Annotated in this window: 17 protein-coding genes; 8 read left to right on the top strand and 9 right to left on the bottom strand. The window is 58.1% G+C overall.

Annotation, left to right across the window (positions count from 1 at the left end; genetic code table 11):
- Positions 1-10: 10 nt before the first annotated feature.
- From BLQ98_RS13565 to BLQ98_RS13555, 3 genes are all read right to left on the bottom strand, one after another.
- A complete protein-coding gene (locus BLQ98_RS13565; protein WP_093733849.1) occupies positions 11-1762 on the bottom strand; it encodes an acetolactate synthase 3 large subunit in 1752 nt (583 codons plus the stop codon).
- A gap of 335 nt (positions 1763-2097) precedes the next feature.
- Entirely contained in the window at positions 2098-2718 is a 621-nt protein-coding gene (locus tag BLQ98_RS13560; RefSeq protein ID WP_237271700.1) for a response regulator, read from the bottom strand.
- 76 nt (positions 2719-2794) lie between these two features.
- Positions 2795-4198 (bottom strand): cache domain-containing protein, encoded by a 1404-nt coding sequence (locus tag BLQ98_RS13555; protein ID WP_093733847.1) that lies wholly within the window; start codon positions 4196-4198, stop codon positions 2795-2797.
- A gap of 261 nt (positions 4199-4459) precedes the next feature.
- Here BLQ98_RS13555 and BLQ98_RS13550 point away from each other — a divergent pair, with 261 nt between their 5' ends.
- The 3 genes from BLQ98_RS13550 to BLQ98_RS13540 all read left to right on the top strand — a co-directional run bounded on the left by BLQ98_RS13550 (position 4460) and on the right by BLQ98_RS13540 (position 9029).
- Entirely contained in the window at positions 4460-5548 is a 1089-nt protein-coding gene (locus BLQ98_RS13550; RefSeq protein ID WP_093733846.1) for a TRAP transporter substrate-binding protein, read from the top strand.
- A gap of 142 nt (positions 5549-5690) precedes the next feature.
- The gene (locus BLQ98_RS13545; protein ID WP_093733845.1) at positions 5691-6659 is read left to right on the top strand and encodes a TRAP transporter small permease subunit; all 969 of its coding nucleotides are present in this window, start codon (positions 5691-5693) and stop codon (positions 6657-6659) included.
- Positions 6660-6674: 15 nt separating this feature from the next.
- Entirely contained in the window at positions 6675-9029 is a 2355-nt protein-coding gene (locus BLQ98_RS13540) for a TRAP transporter large permease (RefSeq protein ID WP_093733844.1), read from the top strand.
- A gap of 100 nt (positions 9030-9129) precedes the next feature.
- Here BLQ98_RS13540 and BLQ98_RS13535 read toward each other — a convergent pair whose 3' ends face one another.
- The 3 genes from BLQ98_RS13535 to BLQ98_RS13525 all read right to left on the bottom strand — a co-directional run bounded on the left by BLQ98_RS13535 (position 9130) and on the right by BLQ98_RS13525 (position 10942).
- Complete coding sequence (locus BLQ98_RS13535; protein ID WP_093733843.1) at positions 9130-9951, bottom strand: arginyltransferase; 822 nt, start codon at positions 9949-9951, stop codon at positions 9130-9132.
- Between the two features lie 66 nt (positions 9952-10017).
- Positions 10018-10464: an RDD family protein gene (locus BLQ98_RS13530; RefSeq protein ID WP_093733899.1), complete on the bottom strand. Its 447-nt coding sequence runs from the start codon at positions 10462-10464 to the stop codon at positions 10018-10020.
- A gap of 70 nt (positions 10465-10534) precedes the next feature.
- A complete protein-coding gene (locus tag BLQ98_RS13525) occupies positions 10535-10942 on the bottom strand; it encodes a DUF2852 domain-containing protein (RefSeq protein ID WP_093733842.1) in 408 nt (135 codons plus the stop codon).
- A gap of 227 nt (positions 10943-11169) precedes the next feature.
- Between BLQ98_RS13525 and BLQ98_RS13520 the strand changes: the two genes are divergently transcribed.
- The 5 genes from BLQ98_RS13520 (at position 11170) to BLQ98_RS13500 (ending at position 16859) form a co-directional block, all read left to right on the top strand.
- On the top strand, positions 11170-13983 hold the full coding sequence (locus BLQ98_RS13520) for a bifunctional [glutamine synthetase] adenylyltransferase/[glutamine synthetase]-adenylyl-L-tyrosine phosphorylase (protein WP_093733841.1): 2814 nt from the start codon (positions 11170-11172) through the stop codon (positions 13981-13983).
- A complete protein-coding gene (locus BLQ98_RS13515; protein ID WP_093733840.1) occupies positions 13980-14252 on the top strand; it encodes a hypothetical protein in 273 nt (90 codons plus the stop codon). Before BLQ98_RS13520 ends, BLQ98_RS13515 begins: the two co-directional genes overlap by 4 nt.
- Positions 14253-14400: 148 nt before the next feature.
- A complete protein-coding gene (locus BLQ98_RS13510) occupies positions 14401-15030 on the top strand; it encodes a DUF6778 family protein (protein ID WP_093733839.1) in 630 nt (209 codons plus the stop codon).
- A gap of 57 nt (positions 15031-15087) precedes the next feature.
- A complete protein-coding gene (locus tag BLQ98_RS13505; RefSeq protein WP_093733838.1) occupies positions 15088-16317 on the top strand; it encodes an RSP_2647 family RNA methyltransferase in 1230 nt (409 codons plus the stop codon).
- Positions 16314-16859 (top strand): RSP_2648 family PIN domain-containing protein, encoded by a 546-nt coding sequence (locus tag BLQ98_RS13500; protein WP_093733837.1) that lies wholly within the window; start codon positions 16314-16316, stop codon positions 16857-16859. The genes BLQ98_RS13505 and BLQ98_RS13500 overlap by 4 nt, the downstream gene beginning before the upstream one ends.
- On the opposite strand, the gene BLQ98_RS13495 is transcribed toward BLQ98_RS13500, so the two are convergent.
- From BLQ98_RS13495 to BLQ98_RS13485, 3 genes are all read right to left on the bottom strand, one after another.
- Positions 16856-17539, bottom strand: a complete 684-nt coding sequence (locus BLQ98_RS13495) for a M48 family metalloprotease (protein ID WP_093733836.1) — start codon at positions 17537-17539, stop codon at positions 16856-16858. The two genes, BLQ98_RS13500 and BLQ98_RS13495, sit on opposite strands and share 4 nt — an antisense overlap.
- Positions 17540-17651: 112 nt before the next feature.
- Positions 17652-18077 (bottom strand): OsmC family protein, encoded by a 426-nt coding sequence (locus BLQ98_RS13490; RefSeq protein WP_093733835.1) that lies wholly within the window; start codon positions 18075-18077, stop codon positions 17652-17654.
- A gap of 142 nt (positions 18078-18219) precedes the next feature.
- Positions 18220-18473, bottom strand: a 254-nt coding sequence (locus tag BLQ98_RS13485; protein ID WP_141135338.1) for a transposase, incomplete at its 5' end; no start/stop codon positions are given.

The raw sequence follows: 18473 nt of genomic DNA, 5'->3' as shown, positions 1-18473 counted from the left end.
CGTTCGCGGCTTAGACCAAGACCGATCCTTTGGCGTCGATCACACCCTGCGTACCGGCACCCGCCAGCATCATATCGTTGTGGGCTTTGCCCGACGGGATCATTGGGAAACAGTTTTCATGTTTTTCCACCAGACAGTCAAAGATAACGGGGCCGTCGTAGTTCAACATCTCCAGGATGGCATCGTCCAGATCATCGGGGTCGGAACAAATGATGCCCTTGGCCCCGAAAGCCTCTGCCAGCTTTACAAAGTCGGGCAGGGATTCAGACCAGCTTTGGGAATAACGCTCGCCATGCAGCAATTCCTGCCACTGTCGTACCATACCCAGACGTTCATTGTTCAGGATGAACTGTTTGACCGGCAGGCCGTATTGCATCGCGGTGCCCATTTCTTGCATGTTCATCAGCCACGACGCTTCGCCCGCGACGTTAATCACCAGCGCGTCGGGGTGGGCCATCTGCACACCGATGGAGGCAGGAAAGCCGTAGCCCATCGTGCCAAGCCCACCGGATGTCATCCAGCGGTTCGGGTCTTCGAAATTCAGGTATTGTGCCGCCCACATCTGGTGCTGGCCCACTTCGGTCGTGATATAGCGGTCGTGATCCTTGGTCAGCGCCTCAAGCCGCGAGAGCGCGTATTGCGGTTTGATGATCTTGCCTGTTTGTTCAAACTTCAAGCAGTCAACATTGCGCCATTCCTCGATCTGTTTCCACCATTTGGCAACCGCGTCGGAGTTGGTCTTGCGGCCGCGGGATTTCCAGACTTTCAGCAGGTCTTCCAGCACATGGCCCACGTCACCGACGATAGGAATGTCGACACGGATGATCTTGTTGATCGACGATGGGTCGATGTCGATGTGCGCTTTCTTCGACTTCGGGCTGAACAGATCGACAACGCCGGTGATACGGTCGTCAAAACGCGCGCCGATGTTGATCATCAGATCGCAGTCGTGCATCGCCATATTGGCCTCGTAAAGACCGTGCATCCCCAGCATTCCCAGCCATTTGTCGCCCGACGCAGGATAGCTGCCAAGGCCCATCAACGTAGAGGTGATGGGAAAGCCTGTCGCCTCGACTAATTCGCGTAGCAGTTGCGAGGCCGCGGGACCAGAGTTGATGACGCCGCCGCCAGTATAAAAGACAGGGCGTTTGGCAGATTCGATGGCTTCTACCAGTGCGGTGATCTCGGTCATGTCGCCTTTGACGGGCGGTTGATAATGCGAGGTCGACGGTTTCTTGGGGGTATATTGCCCCGTGGCGAACTGCACATCCTTGGGGATGTCGACAAGAACTGGACCGGGGCGTCCGCTGGTGGCCACGTGGAATGCCTCGTGCAGGACGGCGCCCAGTTTGTCGGTCTCTTTCACCAGCCAATTGTGTTTGGTGCAGGGGCGGGTGATGCCCACGGTGTCGGCCTCCTGAAAGGCGTCAGAGCCGATCATAAAGGTCGGCACCTGCCCCGTCAGAACCACAAGCGGAATGGAATCGAGCAAGGCGTCCGTCAGACCAGTCACAGCGTTGGTGGCACCGGGGCCAGAGGTCACAAGCACAACGCCCGGTTTCCCAGTCGAGCGCGCATAGCCTTCGGCGGCATGAACCGCGCCTTGTTCGTGGCGCACCAACACGTGTTTGATGCTGTTTTGTTGGAACACCTCGTCATAAATCGGTAGGACAGCGCCGCCGGGATAGCCAAATACGGTATCGACACCCTGATCAATCAGGGCTTGAACGATCATCTTCGCTCCGGTCATTTTACGTGTCATCTTGGTGCTCCGTCAGGCGGTGGTTTAACAAAAGGTGCGTTGCGCAAAAAAAAGCCCCCGATTTTGACGGGGGCGCATGGTGACTGGTATGGTCTGCCGTTACCGGCCCATGCGCGTGTGTCTTAGAATGACGACGATATCTGTAATCGCTAGGTCTGTCATAACCAAAGGCCCTTCGTTGCGTCCATGGACATTATGATCGGCGCAAAGGGGCGTCAATGGCATATTTGATCTAAAAGTGTCGCTGAGGGCTGAAAATCTTTTCATTTGTTGCGTGAAATCGTAAGTTTTCTAATTATTGAAAAATTGTAGCCGTTTAAACCGGTTTTGCGGCGCTAAAGCCGGACTCCCGTTCCCTGCAACACCCCATGTTCCATCGCATAACGCGTCAGCCCCGCAGTCGACGAGATGCCGAGCTTGCGTTTGATGTTCTTGCGGTGTGTCTCGACGGTACGCACGGAGATGTCCAAGGTCACCGCGACCTCTTTGTTGGATTTCCCTTGTGCCAGCTGCAGCAGGATCGTCTGCTCCCGCTCGGTCAGGGATTCACGCGTTGCGTCCTTGGGTTCAAGCGACCCTTGCGCACCGGTGCACAGATAGCGACTGCCCGCCATCACCGTATCGATCGCCAGCTTGATCTCGTCGGTTGGTACGTCCTTGAGGATATAGCCCAAGGCACCGTGGCTCAGCGCCGAAGAGATATATTCGGGGTTATCGTGCATGGACAGGATCACGATGCGGGTATCAGGTTCGCGCTCCAGCAAAATTTCAGTCGCCGAAAGTCCGCCGATCTCGGGCATGTTGAGGTCCATCAAGATCACATCCGGTGCCAGTTGTGCGACGCTATCAATGGCAGCGCGCCCGTTGGGCAGACAGCCAACCACCTCGATATCATCGTAGCTTTCTAGGATCGACTGAATGCCTTCGGCGACCATCGGGTGATCGTCGACAATCATGACCTTGATCATTTGGGATGGCGGAGAGGCTAAAGGGGGCATGAGGTTGCTTTCGGCAGGAGGAAGTTCATCGGGGTCAGGGCAGGGCGATCGGCGGCGGGCGCAGCATATGGGTCAGTGGTACGGTGGCGGTGATCTGGGTGCCGCCTTGGGCCGAGGCTTGCAGCGTCAGCGTCCCGTCAAGCTGTTCAATCCTTTCTTGCATATTGCGCAGCCCCAACCCGCCTGAAACAGAGCGCGTCTTGGATAGCCCCAACCCGTCGTCAGAGATAGAGAGCGTCGCCCCCTGCCGGTGTCCACGCAGGTCGACAATAACTTCTGTGGCGCGGGCATGGCGTTCGATATTGGTCAGCGCCTCTTGTGCGATCCGGTACAGTGCAATCTTAGCCTCGTCGTCCAGACGGTTGCGAAACACCACGGTGTTGAATTGGCATTTCACGCCTGTCCGTAGTGCAAACTGTTCTACCAGAGTTTTCAGCGCCGGACCAAGGCCTAGATCATCAAGGATGCTGGGGCGTAGCTCACGGCTGATACGGCGGACTTCTGCGATGGCTTCGGCAAGGCTGTCGATCCCCTTGGCCAAAGGCTCTGCTGCGCGGGTGTCGCCCCGTTCAAGCCTGCGGCGCGCATTGTCGAGCGCATAGCGCACCCCCACAAGAATCTGGCTGATCCCGTCGTGCAATTCGCGCGCCACACGCCCGCGTTCTTCTTCTTGGGCATCAAATACCCGTTGGGTGAGCTTCTTGAGCTTGGCATCCGCAAGGCGGCGTTCGCGCAGGTTGACCAGCATGCCCGACCCGAAGACCAGAAAAAGCGCGGTGACCGTGATCGCGCCAATATAGAAGAACGTGCGATGCACCCGCGCCAAGACGTCGAAACGGGCGGTGGCACCGCTGGCGAGCACGTCATCGATGAATACACCCGTGCCCACAGCCCACTGCCAACTTGGAAACGACGTCACATAGGTGATCATGCGTGCGTCTTCACCGGTCGACGGTTTAGGCCACATATAGGTGTGATACCCGCCGCCATTGCGCGCGATGCGGATCAGTTCGTCCACCACAGCAGTGCCCTGGCTGTCCGTCTCGCCGGCAAAGTTGCGGTTGATCCGGTCGGTTTGGCGCGGGCTGACGAGCGCGGTGCCGTCGTAGTCGTAGACAAAGAATTGCCCCTCTTCGCCATAAATCATCGCTGACAGGATCTGTGCGACCTGCGATTTTGCTGCCCCGTCATCGGGCGAGGCAGAGCCGTAGACAAAGTAAAACCCATTGCGTGCTTGGGTGACATAGTTGCGCAGCTCGACTTTTTTGGCGTCGATCAGTTGCTGTTCTAACGTCGAGATTTCGCGGTTCGCGACGGCGCGAGCCTGTAATGCCACCACAAAGGCAATCGCCGTCACTGCCAGCACCAAAGGGACGGCAGCAATGAGCGTCAGCTTTTGAGCATAGGTGGGGGCGATCAGGAATGACGGGCGGCGCATGCATGGCTGATACTGGGAAATCCTCGCGAATCAAAGTGCTAGATGCAGCGAGCCTTTCACCCGCTATGCGTGCGGGTGCACAAGATATGGCGGGTCACTTCAGTCGTCTGCAGCATATTTGGGCGGTAAAACTGTGCTGTCTACGCAGTAGTTGGTATTTTCATGTTCGGGCATTTGCGTAAATTGAGTGTCACTTGAAATGACCTGCGCGCATATAATGAAGCGCGGGCACCCTCATATTACTCGGGAGGAGTATCCAACATGGACCGTCGTTCATTTCTGAAGACATCCGCGCTTGGCGGGTCTGCCGCTGCTGCAACCACACTGGCCGCACCGCTTTATGCCCAAGGCAAACGCACACTGACCATGGTCACCGCTTGGCCCCGTGGTTTTGCCGTGCTCGATGACGCTGCCACCTATCTGAACAATATGGTTAACGAAATGTCTGACGGCACGTTGACCATCGAAAAGAAAGCCCCCGGCGAGCTTGTCGGCGCGTTCGAAGTCTTTGATGCCGTATCCTCCGGTCAGGCGGATATGTACCACGCCGCCGACTATTACTTTATCGGCCAGCACCCCGGTCTGGCATATTTCACCGCCGTGCCTTTCGGTGCCACAGCCCAGGAGCTGACAAACTGGTACCTGCACGGCGGCGGCCATGATCTGCACAACCAGATCGGTGAAATCTTCAACATGAAGATGTTCCTCGCCGGTAACTCCGGGTCGCAGTCCGGTGGCTGGTTCCGCAAAGAAATCAACTCTGCTGCAGACTTCAATGGCCTGAAATTCCGCATGCCCGGTCTGGGCGGCAAGGTTCTGGGTAAACTGGGCGCGTCGGTTCAGAACATCCCCGGTGGCGAACTGTATCAGGCGCTGTCATCGGGCGCGCTGGACGGTCTTGAGTGGGTTGGCCCATTTGCGGACGAACGCGCGGGCTTCCAGGAAGTCGCCAAGATCTATTACACCGCTGGTTTCCACGAGCCAGGTTCGGGCCTGACAGCATCGGTCAACCTTGATGTGTTCAACGACCTGACGCCTGCACAGCAAAAGATCATCGAATATGCATCGATGGCGACGACGCACACAGGTCTGGCCGAAACGCTGGCTAATAACGGTGCCGCATTGTCCCGTTTGCAGCAGCAGGGTGTTAAAACCATGCAGTTCCCCGACGATGTTTGGGATGCGTTCGGTGCCGCCTCCAAAGAGGTTATGGACGAGAACATGGACGATACCCTGTTCGCTGACATCCGTACCAGCTTTGAATCCTCGCTGTCCGCATCGGCAGAATGGCTGTCGAAATCCGACGCCTACTATGTCGAGCAACGCCAGCGCGTTCTTGGCAAAATGTAAGTCATCCCGTTGGGATGACATGGGGGCTGCCTTTGGGGCGGCCCCGCACGCGACTTTGCATCCCTGAAACAGGGCACGCAAACCGAGGATAATTTTCGCACCAAGCCCGCGCTGAAACCGGGCGCGCGAAGGGGGGATATCAATGGCAGAAGATGCAGTATGCGCAGGATTTTTCCGCGCGGCGGAAGGGGCCAAAATCAGCTGCTTGGACCAGTTCCAAGAGGGCAACCTGATCAGCTTTGTTCTGGGCAACCTACTCGAGGCATTCTACAATTTCTTCGCAGCGCTGCTGAACCCGTCCATGTGGCTGGACTGGTCCAATGGCGAAGCGCTGATGCGGTTCATCTACTACGGTGCCTCGGCAGAGCTGTTCTTTGTCCTGCTGATCGGGTTGGTGATCGTCACGGCCATAGGGATTTGGAAGCGCAGCGTTATGTGGGCGTGCGTGCGCGGGCTGGAAGGTTTCGCCAATGCAACGGGGCGTTTCTTTGCATGGGCCGGATTGCTGATGGTGCTGCAACAGATCATCATCGTCTTCATGCAGCGCATTTTTACGCGGCCTGATATCTCTATCGGCTTTGGTATTCCGCTGCAATTCGACATCAGTTGGTTTGCCGAAGAACTAAAGCTTTTCAACGCCTTGGTCGTGTGTCTTTGTGTGTCTTACACCTTTGTGCAAGGCGGCCACGTACGGGTTGACCTGTTCTATGCCGGTGCCAAGTTCCGCACCAAGCGCGTGATTGACATGTTCGGCGCGCTGTTCTTCATGATCCCCTTTGCGATTGTCACATGGCTCTATGGCTGGTTCTTCCTGTGGCGCCATCTGGTGACACCGAACCCGTCGGCATCTGACCGGCTAGAGCTGTTGCTGCGCAAGGCGCGACTGCTGAAGTGGAATGTAGAAACCATCGGCTTTTCGCCGAACGGATTCAATGGCTACTTCTTGTTCAAAATCCTGCTGTGCGCCTTCTGCGCAATGGTGATTTTGCAAGCAATATCAGTGTTTTATCGTGCTTTGTTAGAGTTCCGAGAAGGGCCTGAGAGCGCAGATAAATATCTCGACCGCGATACGTTGGGCGAGGGCGAAGAAGCCTATGAGGGCACACATTAATTCAAGGGGCGTCCCATGCTATTTGGTCTCGACGGGGTCGAAGTTGGCCTGATCATTGTTTTTGCCTGCCTCTTTGGCGGCATCCTGTCCGGATTTCCGGTGGCCTTTGCCATCGGTGGTGCTGGTATCATTTCTTTCGGCATCATTGCCGCGCTCGATAGTGCGGGGTTGATGGTGCATCAGGCGATTGACCAATCGTCCCAGGCGTATCGTGATCTGGTGAACTCTGGCGTTCCCAACGACGCGGTGTCCAAGTTCCGCTATCCCGATTTACCGCTGATTGGTGAATCGGTTTTCCCGCAAGGGTGGGAAGTCGCACTCGACCGGAACGTCAGCTTTATCGTGAACCGGATGAACGAACGCGTCCTCGCGGGGCAGTCGATCGAGACGCTACTGGCGGTTCTGATGTTCGTTCTCATGGGCATCACGCTCGAGCGTTCCAAGATTGCTAACGACTTGCTAACAACGATGGCGCGGGTGTTTGGCCCGTTACCCGGTGGTCTGGCCGTGTCGATCGTCGTTGTTGGCGCGTTTCTTGCCGCTTCGACAGGGATCGTGGGCGCGACCGTTGTTACGATGGGCCTGCTTGCCCTGCCTACGATGTTGCGGAACGGATATTCGCCCGAGCTTTCAACCGGTGTCATCGCCGCGTCTGGTACCTTGGGGCAAATTATCCCACCGTCCATTGTTATTGTTCTGTTGGGCACATTGGCTGGTGACTTGTACTCAGCGGCGCAAGAAGCACGGGCAACCTCGGCTGGCTGTACGGATGCATTGACCTATCTGGGCGAGCCTGCGGTCGTGTCTGTGGGCACGCTGTTTCAAGCGGCATTGCTGCCGGGGATCATGCTGGCGCTGCTTTATGCGCTCTATGCCTTTGTATACGCGCTGCTGAACCCTGAAAAAGCACCTGCTGTGCCAATGGGGGCGACCAATGCCGAACCCATCACGCGGGGCGAAGGTTTTACCTGGTTCCTTGGCATGCCAGCGCTGCTGATCGTCGGGACGATTGTTCTGGGCAACCTTGGTATGGTGGGCAGCCAGTCGACTGTTGTGTCCAGCTTTAGCGACATCGGGCAGGGTGCGAGCCTGCGCACGAACGTCGGTGAAACCTGTCAGGCCGCGATGATCGAACTGCACGGGCAAAGTGCATGGGATCAAGCGGTGACCGAACAAGCCGCGATCGAAGCCGCAGGTGGTCAACAGGCCAGCGAAAAGCTGACCGAAGAAGCCCTGGCCCAAAAGCAGGCAGACAAGATCGCTGACGCCGCGCCGATTGGCACCGGTGTCGCAATCATCCTGATCCTGCTGGCCTTGGTCATGACGACGGGTCGCGGTGTGGCACCTTCGGCGGACAAGCGCCCCTTGATCATCGGCGCTATCGGTCTGGTTCTTGCCGTGTTGGTGGACATCCTGCTGATTGGCCCTGCAACATCATCGGGGGCGTTGGTGGTGCTGATGGCGCTGCCCTTCGTGGCTGTGATGTATGGTGTGGTCTATGCGCTGAAGCTCTGCGCTGGTAACGAACTGATCCGCGTGGTCTTTCCGCCGCTGGTCCTGATCGTTGCGGTGCTGGGGTCGATCCTTGGCGGCATCACCAACCCGACGCCTGCTGCGGCTTTGGGGGCTGGTGGTGCGATCATGCTGGCGGCATATCGCAAGCTCAAGGATATGGACCGCTCACCCAAGGTGATCATCTGGTCTACGCTGGCGATCCTGATCAGCATCCTTGTGGGCGTGAACTTTGACCTTCGCATCAACCAGGAGGGCGTGAGCGTCGAAAGCTGGTTTGCCTTCTTCGTGGCCTACGGCGCGTATCTATACGCGGTGTTTGGTCTGCTGTTCTCGTGTTGGATCCTCTATACTTCGGGCGTGCTGAGCCCCGTGGTCCGCGAGACGGCCAAGGTGACCTCGATGGTATTTACCATCCTGATTGGGTCTCAGTTGCTGAACCTTGTGGTGATCTCCTTTGGCGGTGAACACTATATCCAGCAGTGGCTGAAAAGCTTTGACAACGAGCTGACGGTGTTCCTGATCGTGATGCTGGTGCTCTTTGTGCTGGGCTTCGTGCTCGACTTCCTCGAGATCATCTACATCGTGATCCCGATTGTCGGGCCGGTGATCTATGGCGGCACCTTCGATCCGAAATGGGTGACTATTATGATCGCGGTGAACCTGCAAACGTCGTTCCTGACGCCGCCCTTTGGCTTTGCGTTGTTCTACCTACGCGGCGTTGCGCCGGCGAGCGTGACCACGTCGCACATCTATCGCGGGATCATTCCTTTCGTCTTGATCCAGGTTGGGGCCTTGGCGCTGCTGTGGATGTTCCCGGTGATCGTGACAATCGTGCCGGATCTGATCCCGAACTAAACGGGCAGCACGGTTTTGATAAAACAAAAGGCACCCCTCGGGGTGCCTTTTTTCGTTTCATTAAGAATGAGAGTAGTTAAAAGCGCAGCGCAGTCGCATATCAGCGGCGGGTCGGGCTTAGATCGGGCAGCGCGATATTGGCGACCTGCTCGGCAATTGGAACGGTGTTCAGCGGATGCTGGTCGGGGGAAAAATCATCGGGGTTACGCATCTTTTGCCACGCGCCCCCCATATAGACCTCAAGTCCCGAGAACTTAGCTTTATACCCCATCTTGGGGCTGCCGGGCACCCAATAGCCTAGATAGACATAGGGCAGACCCGCCGAGCGGGCGATCTCAATATGATCGAGGATGATGTAGTTGCCCAACCCGTCACGGGGGCGATCGGGACTGTAGAAAGAATAGACCATGCTCACCCCATCCTCGAGCACATCCGTCAGGCACACGCCGATCAACTCACGGGTTTGCTTGTCATGATATTCGATCACGCGGCTGCGGATCGGTGTTTCCTCTATCATCGCGGCAAATTCGAAAACATCCATATCCGCCATGCCACCATTCGCATGGCGGCTGTCGAGATAGGTGCGAAATAGATCGTATTGTTCTTCTGTGGCCCACGGCGACGTGGCCCGTCGTGCCAGTCCGGCATTGCGTTTGATCGTGCGCCTTTGGCCCTTGCTCGGGCTGAAGTCGGCCACGTTGATGCGCGCGGACATACAGGCCGCGCAATCGGCGCAAGACGGGCGGTACAGCACATTCTGCGACCGCCGGAACCCTTGACCCGACAGGCTGTTGTTCAGCTTGGTCGCAGTCTCTCCTTGTAGGGCGGTGAACAGCTTACGTTCCATCCGACCTTCAAGATAAGGGCAGGGCTGCGGCGCAGTGACATAGAACTGCGGTGCGATGGGGAGTGTATGGCGCATGAAAATCCGTTGTTGTTCCGCGAAATCCTAACAACTGGACCAAACCGCGCCAAGTACAAGTTTGGGTCAGTTCACGCTTTCGGCACGACGATTCAGCGGGACCGTGCCGAGGATCACATCCGTCAGGCTCTGGTGGCGCGAGGTGGAACAGATGAGGATGATCGAAATCACCTGCAACGGCATCATGGCAACGCTTACGCTATAGCCTGCCGTGTGCAAAAAGGCCGACGCCAGATCAAGCGGTTCATCGCGTGCGGTGCGCAGTTCCATGCCGAACAGGCGCATCCCCCATGTGGCCGACCCGCTGGCAAGCGTCGCAACACGGTAGGTAAAGCCCACGATTAGCATCAACAACGGGAATAGAAACAACCCGATAAAGGCGGTGAACGGCACGATTAGCACGCTGGCAATCAGCACCAACAAAGCATCAACAACCCACGCCATGAACCGTTTGGTCGGGATACCGCTATAGAATTCTGGCTGGTCGAATGGATCAGGGGTGGTGGGGGTCATCATGTTTCGTCCCTCAAGAATGGGTGTCCCCCCGCCATGGCGGAGGGCACGGTTGTCTTTGCGCAAAGCCTTAGGCCTTTTGCGCATCATCTTCATCGGTCGACCGTTCGGCCATGAACTGGTCGAACTCGGCCTTGTCCTTGGCGTCGCGCAGGCGGGTCAGGAAGGCTTCAAAGTTGGTTTGCTCTTCCTCCAGACGGGCAAGCGTATCGGCCTTATAGGCGTCAAATGCGGCGTTTCCAGTAGAACGTCCGGTGACAACGCCACGGCGGGCACGTTTGCTGCAAGACATAGATTTAAACATGCGTTTGCTCCAGATCATATACGCAAGAACGGCGAGGCCAAGCGGCCAGAATGCGATAAAGCCGACAACCATGGCGGCGATCCACGCCCCTTTGCCCTTGTCGTCAAGAAAATCCTCGGCACGGCCCAGCCAACTGCGTTGTGCGGCGTACGAGGGTGCATAGCTCTGTGTCATCAAGTTCCCTTTCGGTCAGAGTGTGGTGGCCCTGAACGCTGCGGGCCGGTGCGGTGGTGGGCAATGTAAATGCCTTTCACATTACAATAGATCGGCATGCTAGACCTGCTTTGCAAGGTTTAATGTAAATGTTTTTTACATTATTTGGTTTTGGCCGCGTTTGTTGGGGCTTAGCACTGTCTTTCCGCCCATTGACGAAGCCCCAGTAACCAGCGAATGCTGGGCATATGAGAACACTTGCCCGTCAGATCACCCGCTGTCCCCGCATTTTTACGACCGATCAGGCGCAGGATGCGCGCGCGTTGTTTCCTGATGCGCCCCCCGAGATTTCAGCTCTTGTTGCGGGTGCAGGGTCGACGTCGCCATACCTGTTAGCGTTGATGCAAAAGGAAACCGACTGGTGTCGCAAGGCGTTCGACGATCCCGCTGCAGCAGTCCAACGGGTGATTGACGGCGCAGGCGATGTGGCCCCCGACCAGCTTGCCAACCACCTGCGTCAGGGCAAGCGGCGTGTGGCGTTGATGACGGGGCTGGCCGATCTGGCAGGCGCGTGGTCGCTGGAGGACGTGACCGGTGCATTGACGGATTTCGCCGATGCCGCGACGCAAGCCGCGCTGACGGCAGGGCTGAAGGCGCAGGTCAAACGCGGCAAACTGCCCGGCATGACCGAAGAGGACGCCAATACCGGCGCGGGGATGGTCGTGCTTGCCATGGGCAAGATGGGCGCACGCGAGCTGAACTACTCCTCTGACATCGATCTGATCTGCCTGTTTGACGAGACCCGTTTTGATCCGACTGATTTCCACGACGCACGCACCGCATTTGTGCGCGCCACCCGCGCCATGAGCGGAATGCTCAACGATCTCACGGGCGAGGGGTATGTTTTTCGCACCGACCTGCGCTTGCGGCCCGATTCCGGTGTCACGCCGGTCTGCATGGCGATGGAAGCCGCCGAGAGATACTATGAAAGTCTAGGCCGGACGTGGGAACGCGCAGCCTATATCAAGGCGCGACCCGCGGCCGGGGATCTGGCGGCGGGGGATCAGTTTCTGTCGGTCCTGCGCCCCTTTGTCTGGCGCAAGCATCTGGACTTTGCCGCTATACAGGATGCGCATGACATGCGGCTTGCCATTCGCGAACACAAAGGGCTGGGGGGCAAGGTTTCGCTGTCAGGCCACAATATGAAGCTCGGGCGCGGCGGCATCCGCGAGATCGAGTTCTTTACCCAGACCCGCCAGTTGATTGCGGGTGGGCGCGACCCTGACTTGCGGGTGCGCGGCACCTGCGAAGGCATGGCTGTGTTGGCCGATAAGGAATGGATTCCCGCAGACGCGGCCGAAACCCTTTGCGACCATTACCGCGCACATCGCACCGTCGAGCACCGGGTACAGATGATCCGCGACGCGCAAACACACACGCTGCCACAGTCCGATGAAGGCTTTGACCGTTTGGCCGCGATGATGGACATGGATCTGCCGGCCTTGCGCAGCGATCTTGAACGGCGACTGGAAGAGGTCCACCAGCTGACCGAAGGGTTCTTTGCGGGCTCGACCTCAAGCCCTACACCGGCTGCCGCCCCTGACGAACATGTCTTTGACGCCGCCATTGTTGATCGTTGGCTTAGTTATCCCGCTTTGCGTAGCGCCCGCGGGGCAGAGCTGTTTGCAGAGCTCAAGCCCGGCCTACTGGCGCGGCTGGCACGGGCCACCAAGCCGGACGAGGCGCTTTTGGCCTTTGATGGATTTCTGGGAGGGCTGCCCGCGGGCGTTCAGTTGTTCTCTTTGTTGAAGATCAACCCGCAACTGTCTGATTTACTTGTAGATATCGTTAGTGCATCGCCCGCCTTGGCGGCTTATCTATCGCGCAATGCGTCAGTGTTCGATGCCGTGATCGGCGGCGATTTCTTTAGCGATTGGCCCGGTGAAGATGGGTTGCTCGAGAGTCTGACAGAAGCGTTGGAGGCCGAAGAGGACTACGAAGCGCGGCTTGATACCTGCCGTCGATGGGCAAAGGAATGGCACTTTCGGATCGGTGTGCATCACCTGCGCGGGTTGCTTGATGCCGCGACGGTGGGCGCACAATATGCCGATCTCGCGCGGGCTGTTTTGCGCGGGCTATGGCCCGTGGTGATTGACGAGTTTTCGCGGCGTCATGGGCCGCCACCGGGACGCGGCGCTGTATTGGTGGGGATGGGATCGCTTGGTGCGCGCCGCCTGACCGCGGCCTCTGATCTTGATATGATTGTCGTCTACGATTCCGCCGATGTCGAAAGCTCTGACGGAAAGCGGCCGCTTGCCTCGCGGCTGTATTACGCACGCCTGACCCAAGCGATGATTACTGCGATGACCGCCCCCATGGCCCAAGGCAAGCTTTACGAGGTGGACATGCGTTTGCGCCCCTCCGGCACGCAAGGCCCGGTAGCGACCAGTCTTGCAAGCTTTGAAAGTTACCAGATGGGGCAGGCTTGGGTCTGGGAGCATCTCGCGCTGACCCGAGCCGAATGTGTGGCAGGCCCCGATGACCTGATGCAGGAGGTGTCGGGGCTGTGTAACAAGGTGCTCGCACGCCCGCGCGACCGCGCCGATACCTTGCACGAGGTCGCCGCCATGCGCGCGCGTCTTGCCACAGCCAAGGCTGCGGGCGGCATTTGGGACGCCAAAAACGGGCCGGGGCGCTTGCAGGATATCGAGCTGTTGGCGCAGGCGGGTGCATTGCTGGCGGGGACGACGGCGCGCGATATCGCCAGCGGCATTGCGCATGCGGAACAGCAAAAGATCGTCAGTGTCGATCAGGCAGAGGTGTTGCGCAAGGTCTATCGCACGTGCTGGGCTTTGCAGGCCGCGACGCGGTTGCTGTCACCATCGGTTCTGCGCGAGGAGTCTTTGGGGCAGGCGGGCTTGCGGTTCTTGTGTCGCACGCATGAGGTCGAGACACCGAAAGAACTGCACGACCATTTGACTCGGAGCTATGCGCAGGCCGCGGCGATCATTGGCGAGGCATTGGCCGATTACGTTGATAAGGCCGACAGGGGACAGTCATGACCAAAGGTGATCTGAACGACCCTAAGGGGTTGATCTATGAATCCTACCGCATACCGGATATCTCGCCGCCAGAGTGCCGGTCGATCTTCCTGGATTGGGCCCTGAGCTTGCCGATGGAGGCAGATACCAAGGCTGCCTTACGCGCGTTGCTGGATCAGGTTGCACCGGAAAATAGGGACCATCCGATGACAGGTGTAATGCAGGAGGGGTTGATCGGTATGGCCACGCCCCGACGGCGTGGCGGGTGGAAAACACGCCCTCGAAGCTAAATAACGCTACAATAAGACGTAAACGTGCCGAAATACCCAAATGTTGCCTTAAGTTCTGAACATTCTCGCCCCATTCCCGCCTTAATTGGACGGCATTACAATATCAACGCTGCACAGTCCTATTCACCGGCAGCTTTTGGAGGGGAATATGAAACATCAAAACCTGTTGATCGCTTTGGCCTTTGCCGCTGCCGTGTCCGGTTGTGCACCGGCGGATATTGCCAGCCGGAATGCGATGTATGATACATCCTCGTCCCGTATGTCTTTGCTGGATAACCTTAATTCTTACCAGCCCGATACGCTGTTGGATGCTGTTCATATCCAGCAAACCAATGTCTTTTTGCCCAATCATCTTCGTGTCGCCCAAGAAACCAACTTGCTGCAATCGGCGGACATCATCTGGCATGACGCAGCCAACGCCGATCACCGCGATCAGGTGCGTGCTATCTTTGAGGCCGCAATCCAACAGGGTGCCGTCACCGCCTATGGACCCGTTCCAGCGACGCTCGAGGTAGAGGTCCTGCGCTTTCACAATCCCGCTGCAGGGTCTGCGACAGCCGTACCATCGGCCGAGTTCATTCTGACCGTAGTGGACGCGCGCAACGGCAAGACACTGGCAGAGCCCCGTCAGGTCGCGGTCGAACTCAACAGTTTTGCTCCGCCCGTTGCCGAAGCGCAGCCAGATAACGCAGTGCTGATCCACGATCTTGCCCGCGCGATCGAACAACAGCTGTCGACACCGGGCAGCTACAAACGCACGAAACTTGCCGCCTATTAAGCGTGACGGTGAAGTCTGCGCTTCCCCAAACGCGTGGAACCGACTAATGGGGGCGGTATGACAACGCCCCTTTCCCCTCCCGCTTCGACCGACCCTTCCGATTTGCCTGTGGTGCGCCTGCTGCCCAAGGCGAATGCCCGCGCCATTCGGCACGGGTTTCCTTGGGTTTATGCCAATGAAATGGTCACCGACCGCCGCACCAAAGCGTTGACCCCTGGCAGCCTCGCGCTGCTGGAAGACAGTGCGCGTCAGGTGATGGGGGTGGTCGCGGTGAACCCGGCCTCCAAGATCTTCTGCCGGATGCTGGACCAGAATTCCGAAGCGGTGGTGAACCAGAGCTGGTTCGAGGCCCATATCAAGCGCGCCGTACAATTGCGTGACCAAATGTATGACGCGCCGTTTTACCGTTTGATCCACGCCGAAGCCGACGGGCTACCCGGTGTCGTGATCGATCGCTTTGGCGATACGGCTGTTATCCAGGCGAATGCCGCATGGGCCGACGTCCATATCGACGCGCTGACCGCGGCGCTGGTCGCACAAACCGGTGTGCGCCACGTGTTGAAGAACGCAGCGGGCCGGACGCGCAGCCTTGAAGGGCTGGATGACGTCAGCGGTGTGCTTCATGGCGACGCGCCTGGCGCGGCAGTGCCGGTGCCGATGAACGGCGCGACCTATATGGCAGACCTTACAGGCGGCCAGAAAACCGGACTGTTCTACGATCAACGCCCCAACCACGCCTTTGCGGCCAACCTGTCCAAGGGCAAACGCGTGCTGGATGTGTTTGCGCATGTCGGTGGGTTCTCTCTGGCAGCGCTGGCAAATGGCGCATCCTCTGCGGTTGCGGTCGATGGGTCTGCTCCGGCGTTGGAACTGGCCCAGCAGGGTGCCGATGCCATGGGCGTATCGGACCGTTTTGCGACGCGGCAGGGGGATGCGTTTGATATACTGACTGCCCTGCGTGCCGAGGGCGAAGAGTTTGATGTCGTGATCTGTGACCCGCCCGCATTTGCCCCCGGCAAGCCTGCGCTTGAAGCAGGGCTGCGTGCCTATGAACGTGTTGCCCGTTTGGCAGCGCAGCTGGTCGCAGAGAATGGTGTGCTGGGACTGTGTTCCTGTTCGCACGCGGCCGATCTGACGCAGTTCCGCACTGCGTCCGTGCGCGGCATTGGACGTGCAGGACGTCGAGCGGCGTTGCTGCACACCGGTTTCGCCGGTCCGGACCACCCGCAGTTGCCACAACTGGCCGAAACGGGATACCTAAAGTCACTGTTCTTCCGTCTGTCGTGACGCTGCGCATCCTGATCGACGCCTGCGTCCTCTATCCCACCGTGATGCGTGAAATGGTGATGGGTGCGGCGCGGGCGGGGGTATTTGAACCGCTATGGTCAGCGCGCCTGTTGGAGGAATGGGCGCGCGCCGCGATCAAGCTTGGCCCCGAGGGCGAGGCGCAGGCCCGCGCTGAGATCGCGGTGCTGCGCGCCGCCTGGCCCAAGGCAGAAGTGCCCCCAAGCCCCGGTCTGGCGGCACGGTTGTACCTGCCGGACGAAAACGACATACACGTGCTGGCCGCCGCGATCACCGGCCATGCCGATATCATCATGACGCTGAATGCCAAGGATTTTCCCCGTGGCACTCTGGCCGAAGAAGGCTTGGCACGGGTGGATCCCGATAGCTATCTGCACGGTGTCTGGCTGGCCCAGCCGGAGCTAATTCAACAGGTTGCCGGTTCTGTTCTGGAAGAAGCGCGCCGCCTGTCGGGGCAGCCATGGGAAATGCGTCCGCTGCTGAAAAAAGCGCGTTTGCCGCGGCTTGCCAAAGCGCTCGGTTAGCGGTCCCACGCGGATTTCAACGCAGTCAACGCACTGATCCGGTCCGCCGTTTTAGGATGGCTAAGCAACCATGCGGGCGACGTCCCGTGGTTACTTTGTGTTAACGCTTCAAGCTTTTTGAACAAAGAGATTTGCGGCGCGATGCCGATGCCTGCTTTGGTCAAAAGAGCGGCGGCATAAGCATCCGCCTCGTATTCATCACCGCGCGATAGCCGTGCTGCCAGCAAACTCGCAAGCATGTTGGCGATCCAGACGCCGACACCCGGGATAATGCGCCCCAAAATCATGCCAAGTGCTGCACGCATGGCATTCTGGCCGGAAAAATCAATCATCCGTCGCCGGGAATGGCCCAAGGCCACATGGCCCAGCTCGTGCGCGATCACGCTGGCAAGTTCCTCGGCAGTGACAGCACCGGACCTGAATTTATCGTAAAAGCCGCGGGTGATGAAGATCCGCCCATCCGGCGCTGCAAGACCGTTGACGGGGGCCACCTCGTAGATATGGACCTTGATCCGCGGCAGATCGAGGGCACTGGCCAGTTTCGATGTCATTTCGCGCAGGGCAGGGTCCAAAAGCTCGGTCGATTTCTCGTCAAGCTCCTTGGCGGTGCGCCACGCAGAAAAGCGGTACATGGCAAGCCCGAAGAGCACGGCGAGGACGATGGGGAGGATGCGGATCATATGTCCAATATGGACGGGGGGGCGCGGGGTGCAAGGGTGGAATGAGTATTTGAGAAAAGGGTGAAGGGGGAAGTGCAAGGGCCGCGGCAAGCGCGGCCCTCCTTGGGCAGGGTCAGGACAGTTTTGCGTCCATCGTGATCTCTGCGGTCATCAGCTTGGAAATCGGGCAGTTTTCTTTGGCGGTTTTTGTCGCCTCTTCGAACTGCTCTTGCGTGGCATCTGGGATCACGCATTCAACATCAAGGTGAATTTTCGGCACGTGAAAGCCGCCATCTTTTTGTTCGAGAAATACGGTGGCTTTGGTTTCGATGCTGTCCGCGATCAGATCGTAGTCTTCAAGGATCATCGACAGGGCCATAGAAAAGCAGGACGCATGGGCCGCGCCAATCAGCTCTTCGGGGTTGGTGCCGTCTTTGCCCTCAAAGCGCGTGTTAAAGCCGTAGGGCTGGTCACTGATCACGCCGGTCTGGGTAGAGACGTGACCTTTGCCTTCTTTGAGGTTGCCTGTCCATTTTGCGGAGCCTGATTTCTTGATCATGGAAAGTCCTTTCACCATTTGGGTTCTTGGTGAAAACGCAAGGCGCGGTGGAATGTTCCGATCTGTGGTGGGGTTGCGGCTGATTACGGGAGTGTCATGAACTTTGTGTATCTGGTCTGGCCCATGCGGGTTTTAGATACAGTCACGCATTGAAGCGATCCTCAAACATTATGGCGAAATGATTGCGGGCCGCAAACCATTCTCGAACATTTCGGCCGCCTTTCTCAAACTTGCGGATCGCCAAGTAGATCAGCTTCGTGGCTGCGTCTTCGGTCGGGAACGATCCCCGCGTCTTAATCGATTTGCGGATTACACGGTTCAAGCTTTCAATTTCGTTGGTGGTGTAGATGATCTTTCGGATGGCGGGATCAAAAGCAAAGAACGGGATCACTTCCT

Source organism: Sulfitobacter litoralis (genome assembly GCF_900103185.1).
Taxonomy (GTDB): Bacteria; Pseudomonadota; Alphaproteobacteria; order Rhodobacterales; family Rhodobacteraceae; genus Sulfitobacter; species Sulfitobacter litoralis.
Note: the sequence above shows the minus strand (reverse complement) of the source record. Positions and strands in the feature narration are given on the sequence as shown.

What these genes read in the sequence shown, in the direction of transcription:
- BLQ98_RS13565 (WP_093733849.1), bottom strand. Translation starts at nt 1,762, where the DNA reads ATGACACGTAAAATGACCGGAGCGAAGATGATCGTTCAAGCCCTGATT.
- BLQ98_RS13560 (WP_237271700.1), bottom strand. Translation starts at nt 2,718, where the DNA reads ATGATTGTCGACGATCACCCGATGGTCGCCGAAGGCATTCAGTCGATC.
- BLQ98_RS13555 (WP_093733847.1), bottom strand. Translation starts at nt 4,198, where the DNA reads ATGCGCCGCCCGTCATTCCTGATCGCCCCCACCTATGCTCAAAAGCTG.
- BLQ98_RS13550 (WP_093733846.1), top strand. Translation starts at nt 4,460, where the DNA reads ATGGACCGTCGTTCATTTCTGAAGACATCCGCGCTTGGCGGGTCTGCC.
- BLQ98_RS13545 (WP_093733845.1), top strand. Translation starts at nt 5,691, where the DNA reads ATGGCAGAAGATGCAGTATGCGCAGGATTTTTCCGCGCGGCGGAAGGG.
- BLQ98_RS13540 (WP_093733844.1), top strand. Translation starts at nt 6,675, where the DNA reads ATGCTATTTGGTCTCGACGGGGTCGAAGTTGGCCTGATCATTGTTTTT.
- BLQ98_RS13535 (WP_093733843.1), bottom strand. Translation starts at nt 9,951, where the DNA reads ATGCGCCATACACTCCCCATCGCACCGCAGTTCTATGTCACTGCGCCG.
- BLQ98_RS13530 (WP_093733899.1), bottom strand. Translation starts at nt 10,464, where the DNA reads ATGACCCCCACCACCCCTGATCCATTCGACCAGCCAGAATTCTATAGC.
- BLQ98_RS13525 (WP_093733842.1), bottom strand. Translation starts at nt 10,942, where the DNA reads ATGACACAGAGCTATGCACCCTCGTACGCCGCACAACGCAGTTGGCTG.
- BLQ98_RS13520 (WP_093733841.1), top strand. Translation starts at nt 11,170, where the DNA reads ATGAGAACACTTGCCCGTCAGATCACCCGCTGTCCCCGCATTTTTACG.
- BLQ98_RS13515 (WP_093733840.1), top strand. Translation starts at nt 13,980, where the DNA reads ATGACCAAAGGTGATCTGAACGACCCTAAGGGGTTGATCTATGAATCC.
- BLQ98_RS13510 (WP_093733839.1), top strand. Translation starts at nt 14,401, where the DNA reads ATGAAACATCAAAACCTGTTGATCGCTTTGGCCTTTGCCGCTGCCGTG.
- BLQ98_RS13505 (WP_093733838.1), top strand. Translation starts at nt 15,088, where the DNA reads ATGACAACGCCCCTTTCCCCTCCCGCTTCGACCGACCCTTCCGATTTG.
- BLQ98_RS13495 (WP_093733836.1), bottom strand. Translation starts at nt 17,539, where the DNA reads ATGATCCGCATCCTCCCCATCGTCCTCGCCGTGCTCTTCGGGCTTGCC.
- BLQ98_RS13490 (WP_093733835.1), bottom strand. Translation starts at nt 18,077, where the DNA reads ATGATCAAGAAATCAGGCTCCGCAAAATGGACAGGCAACCTCAAAGAA.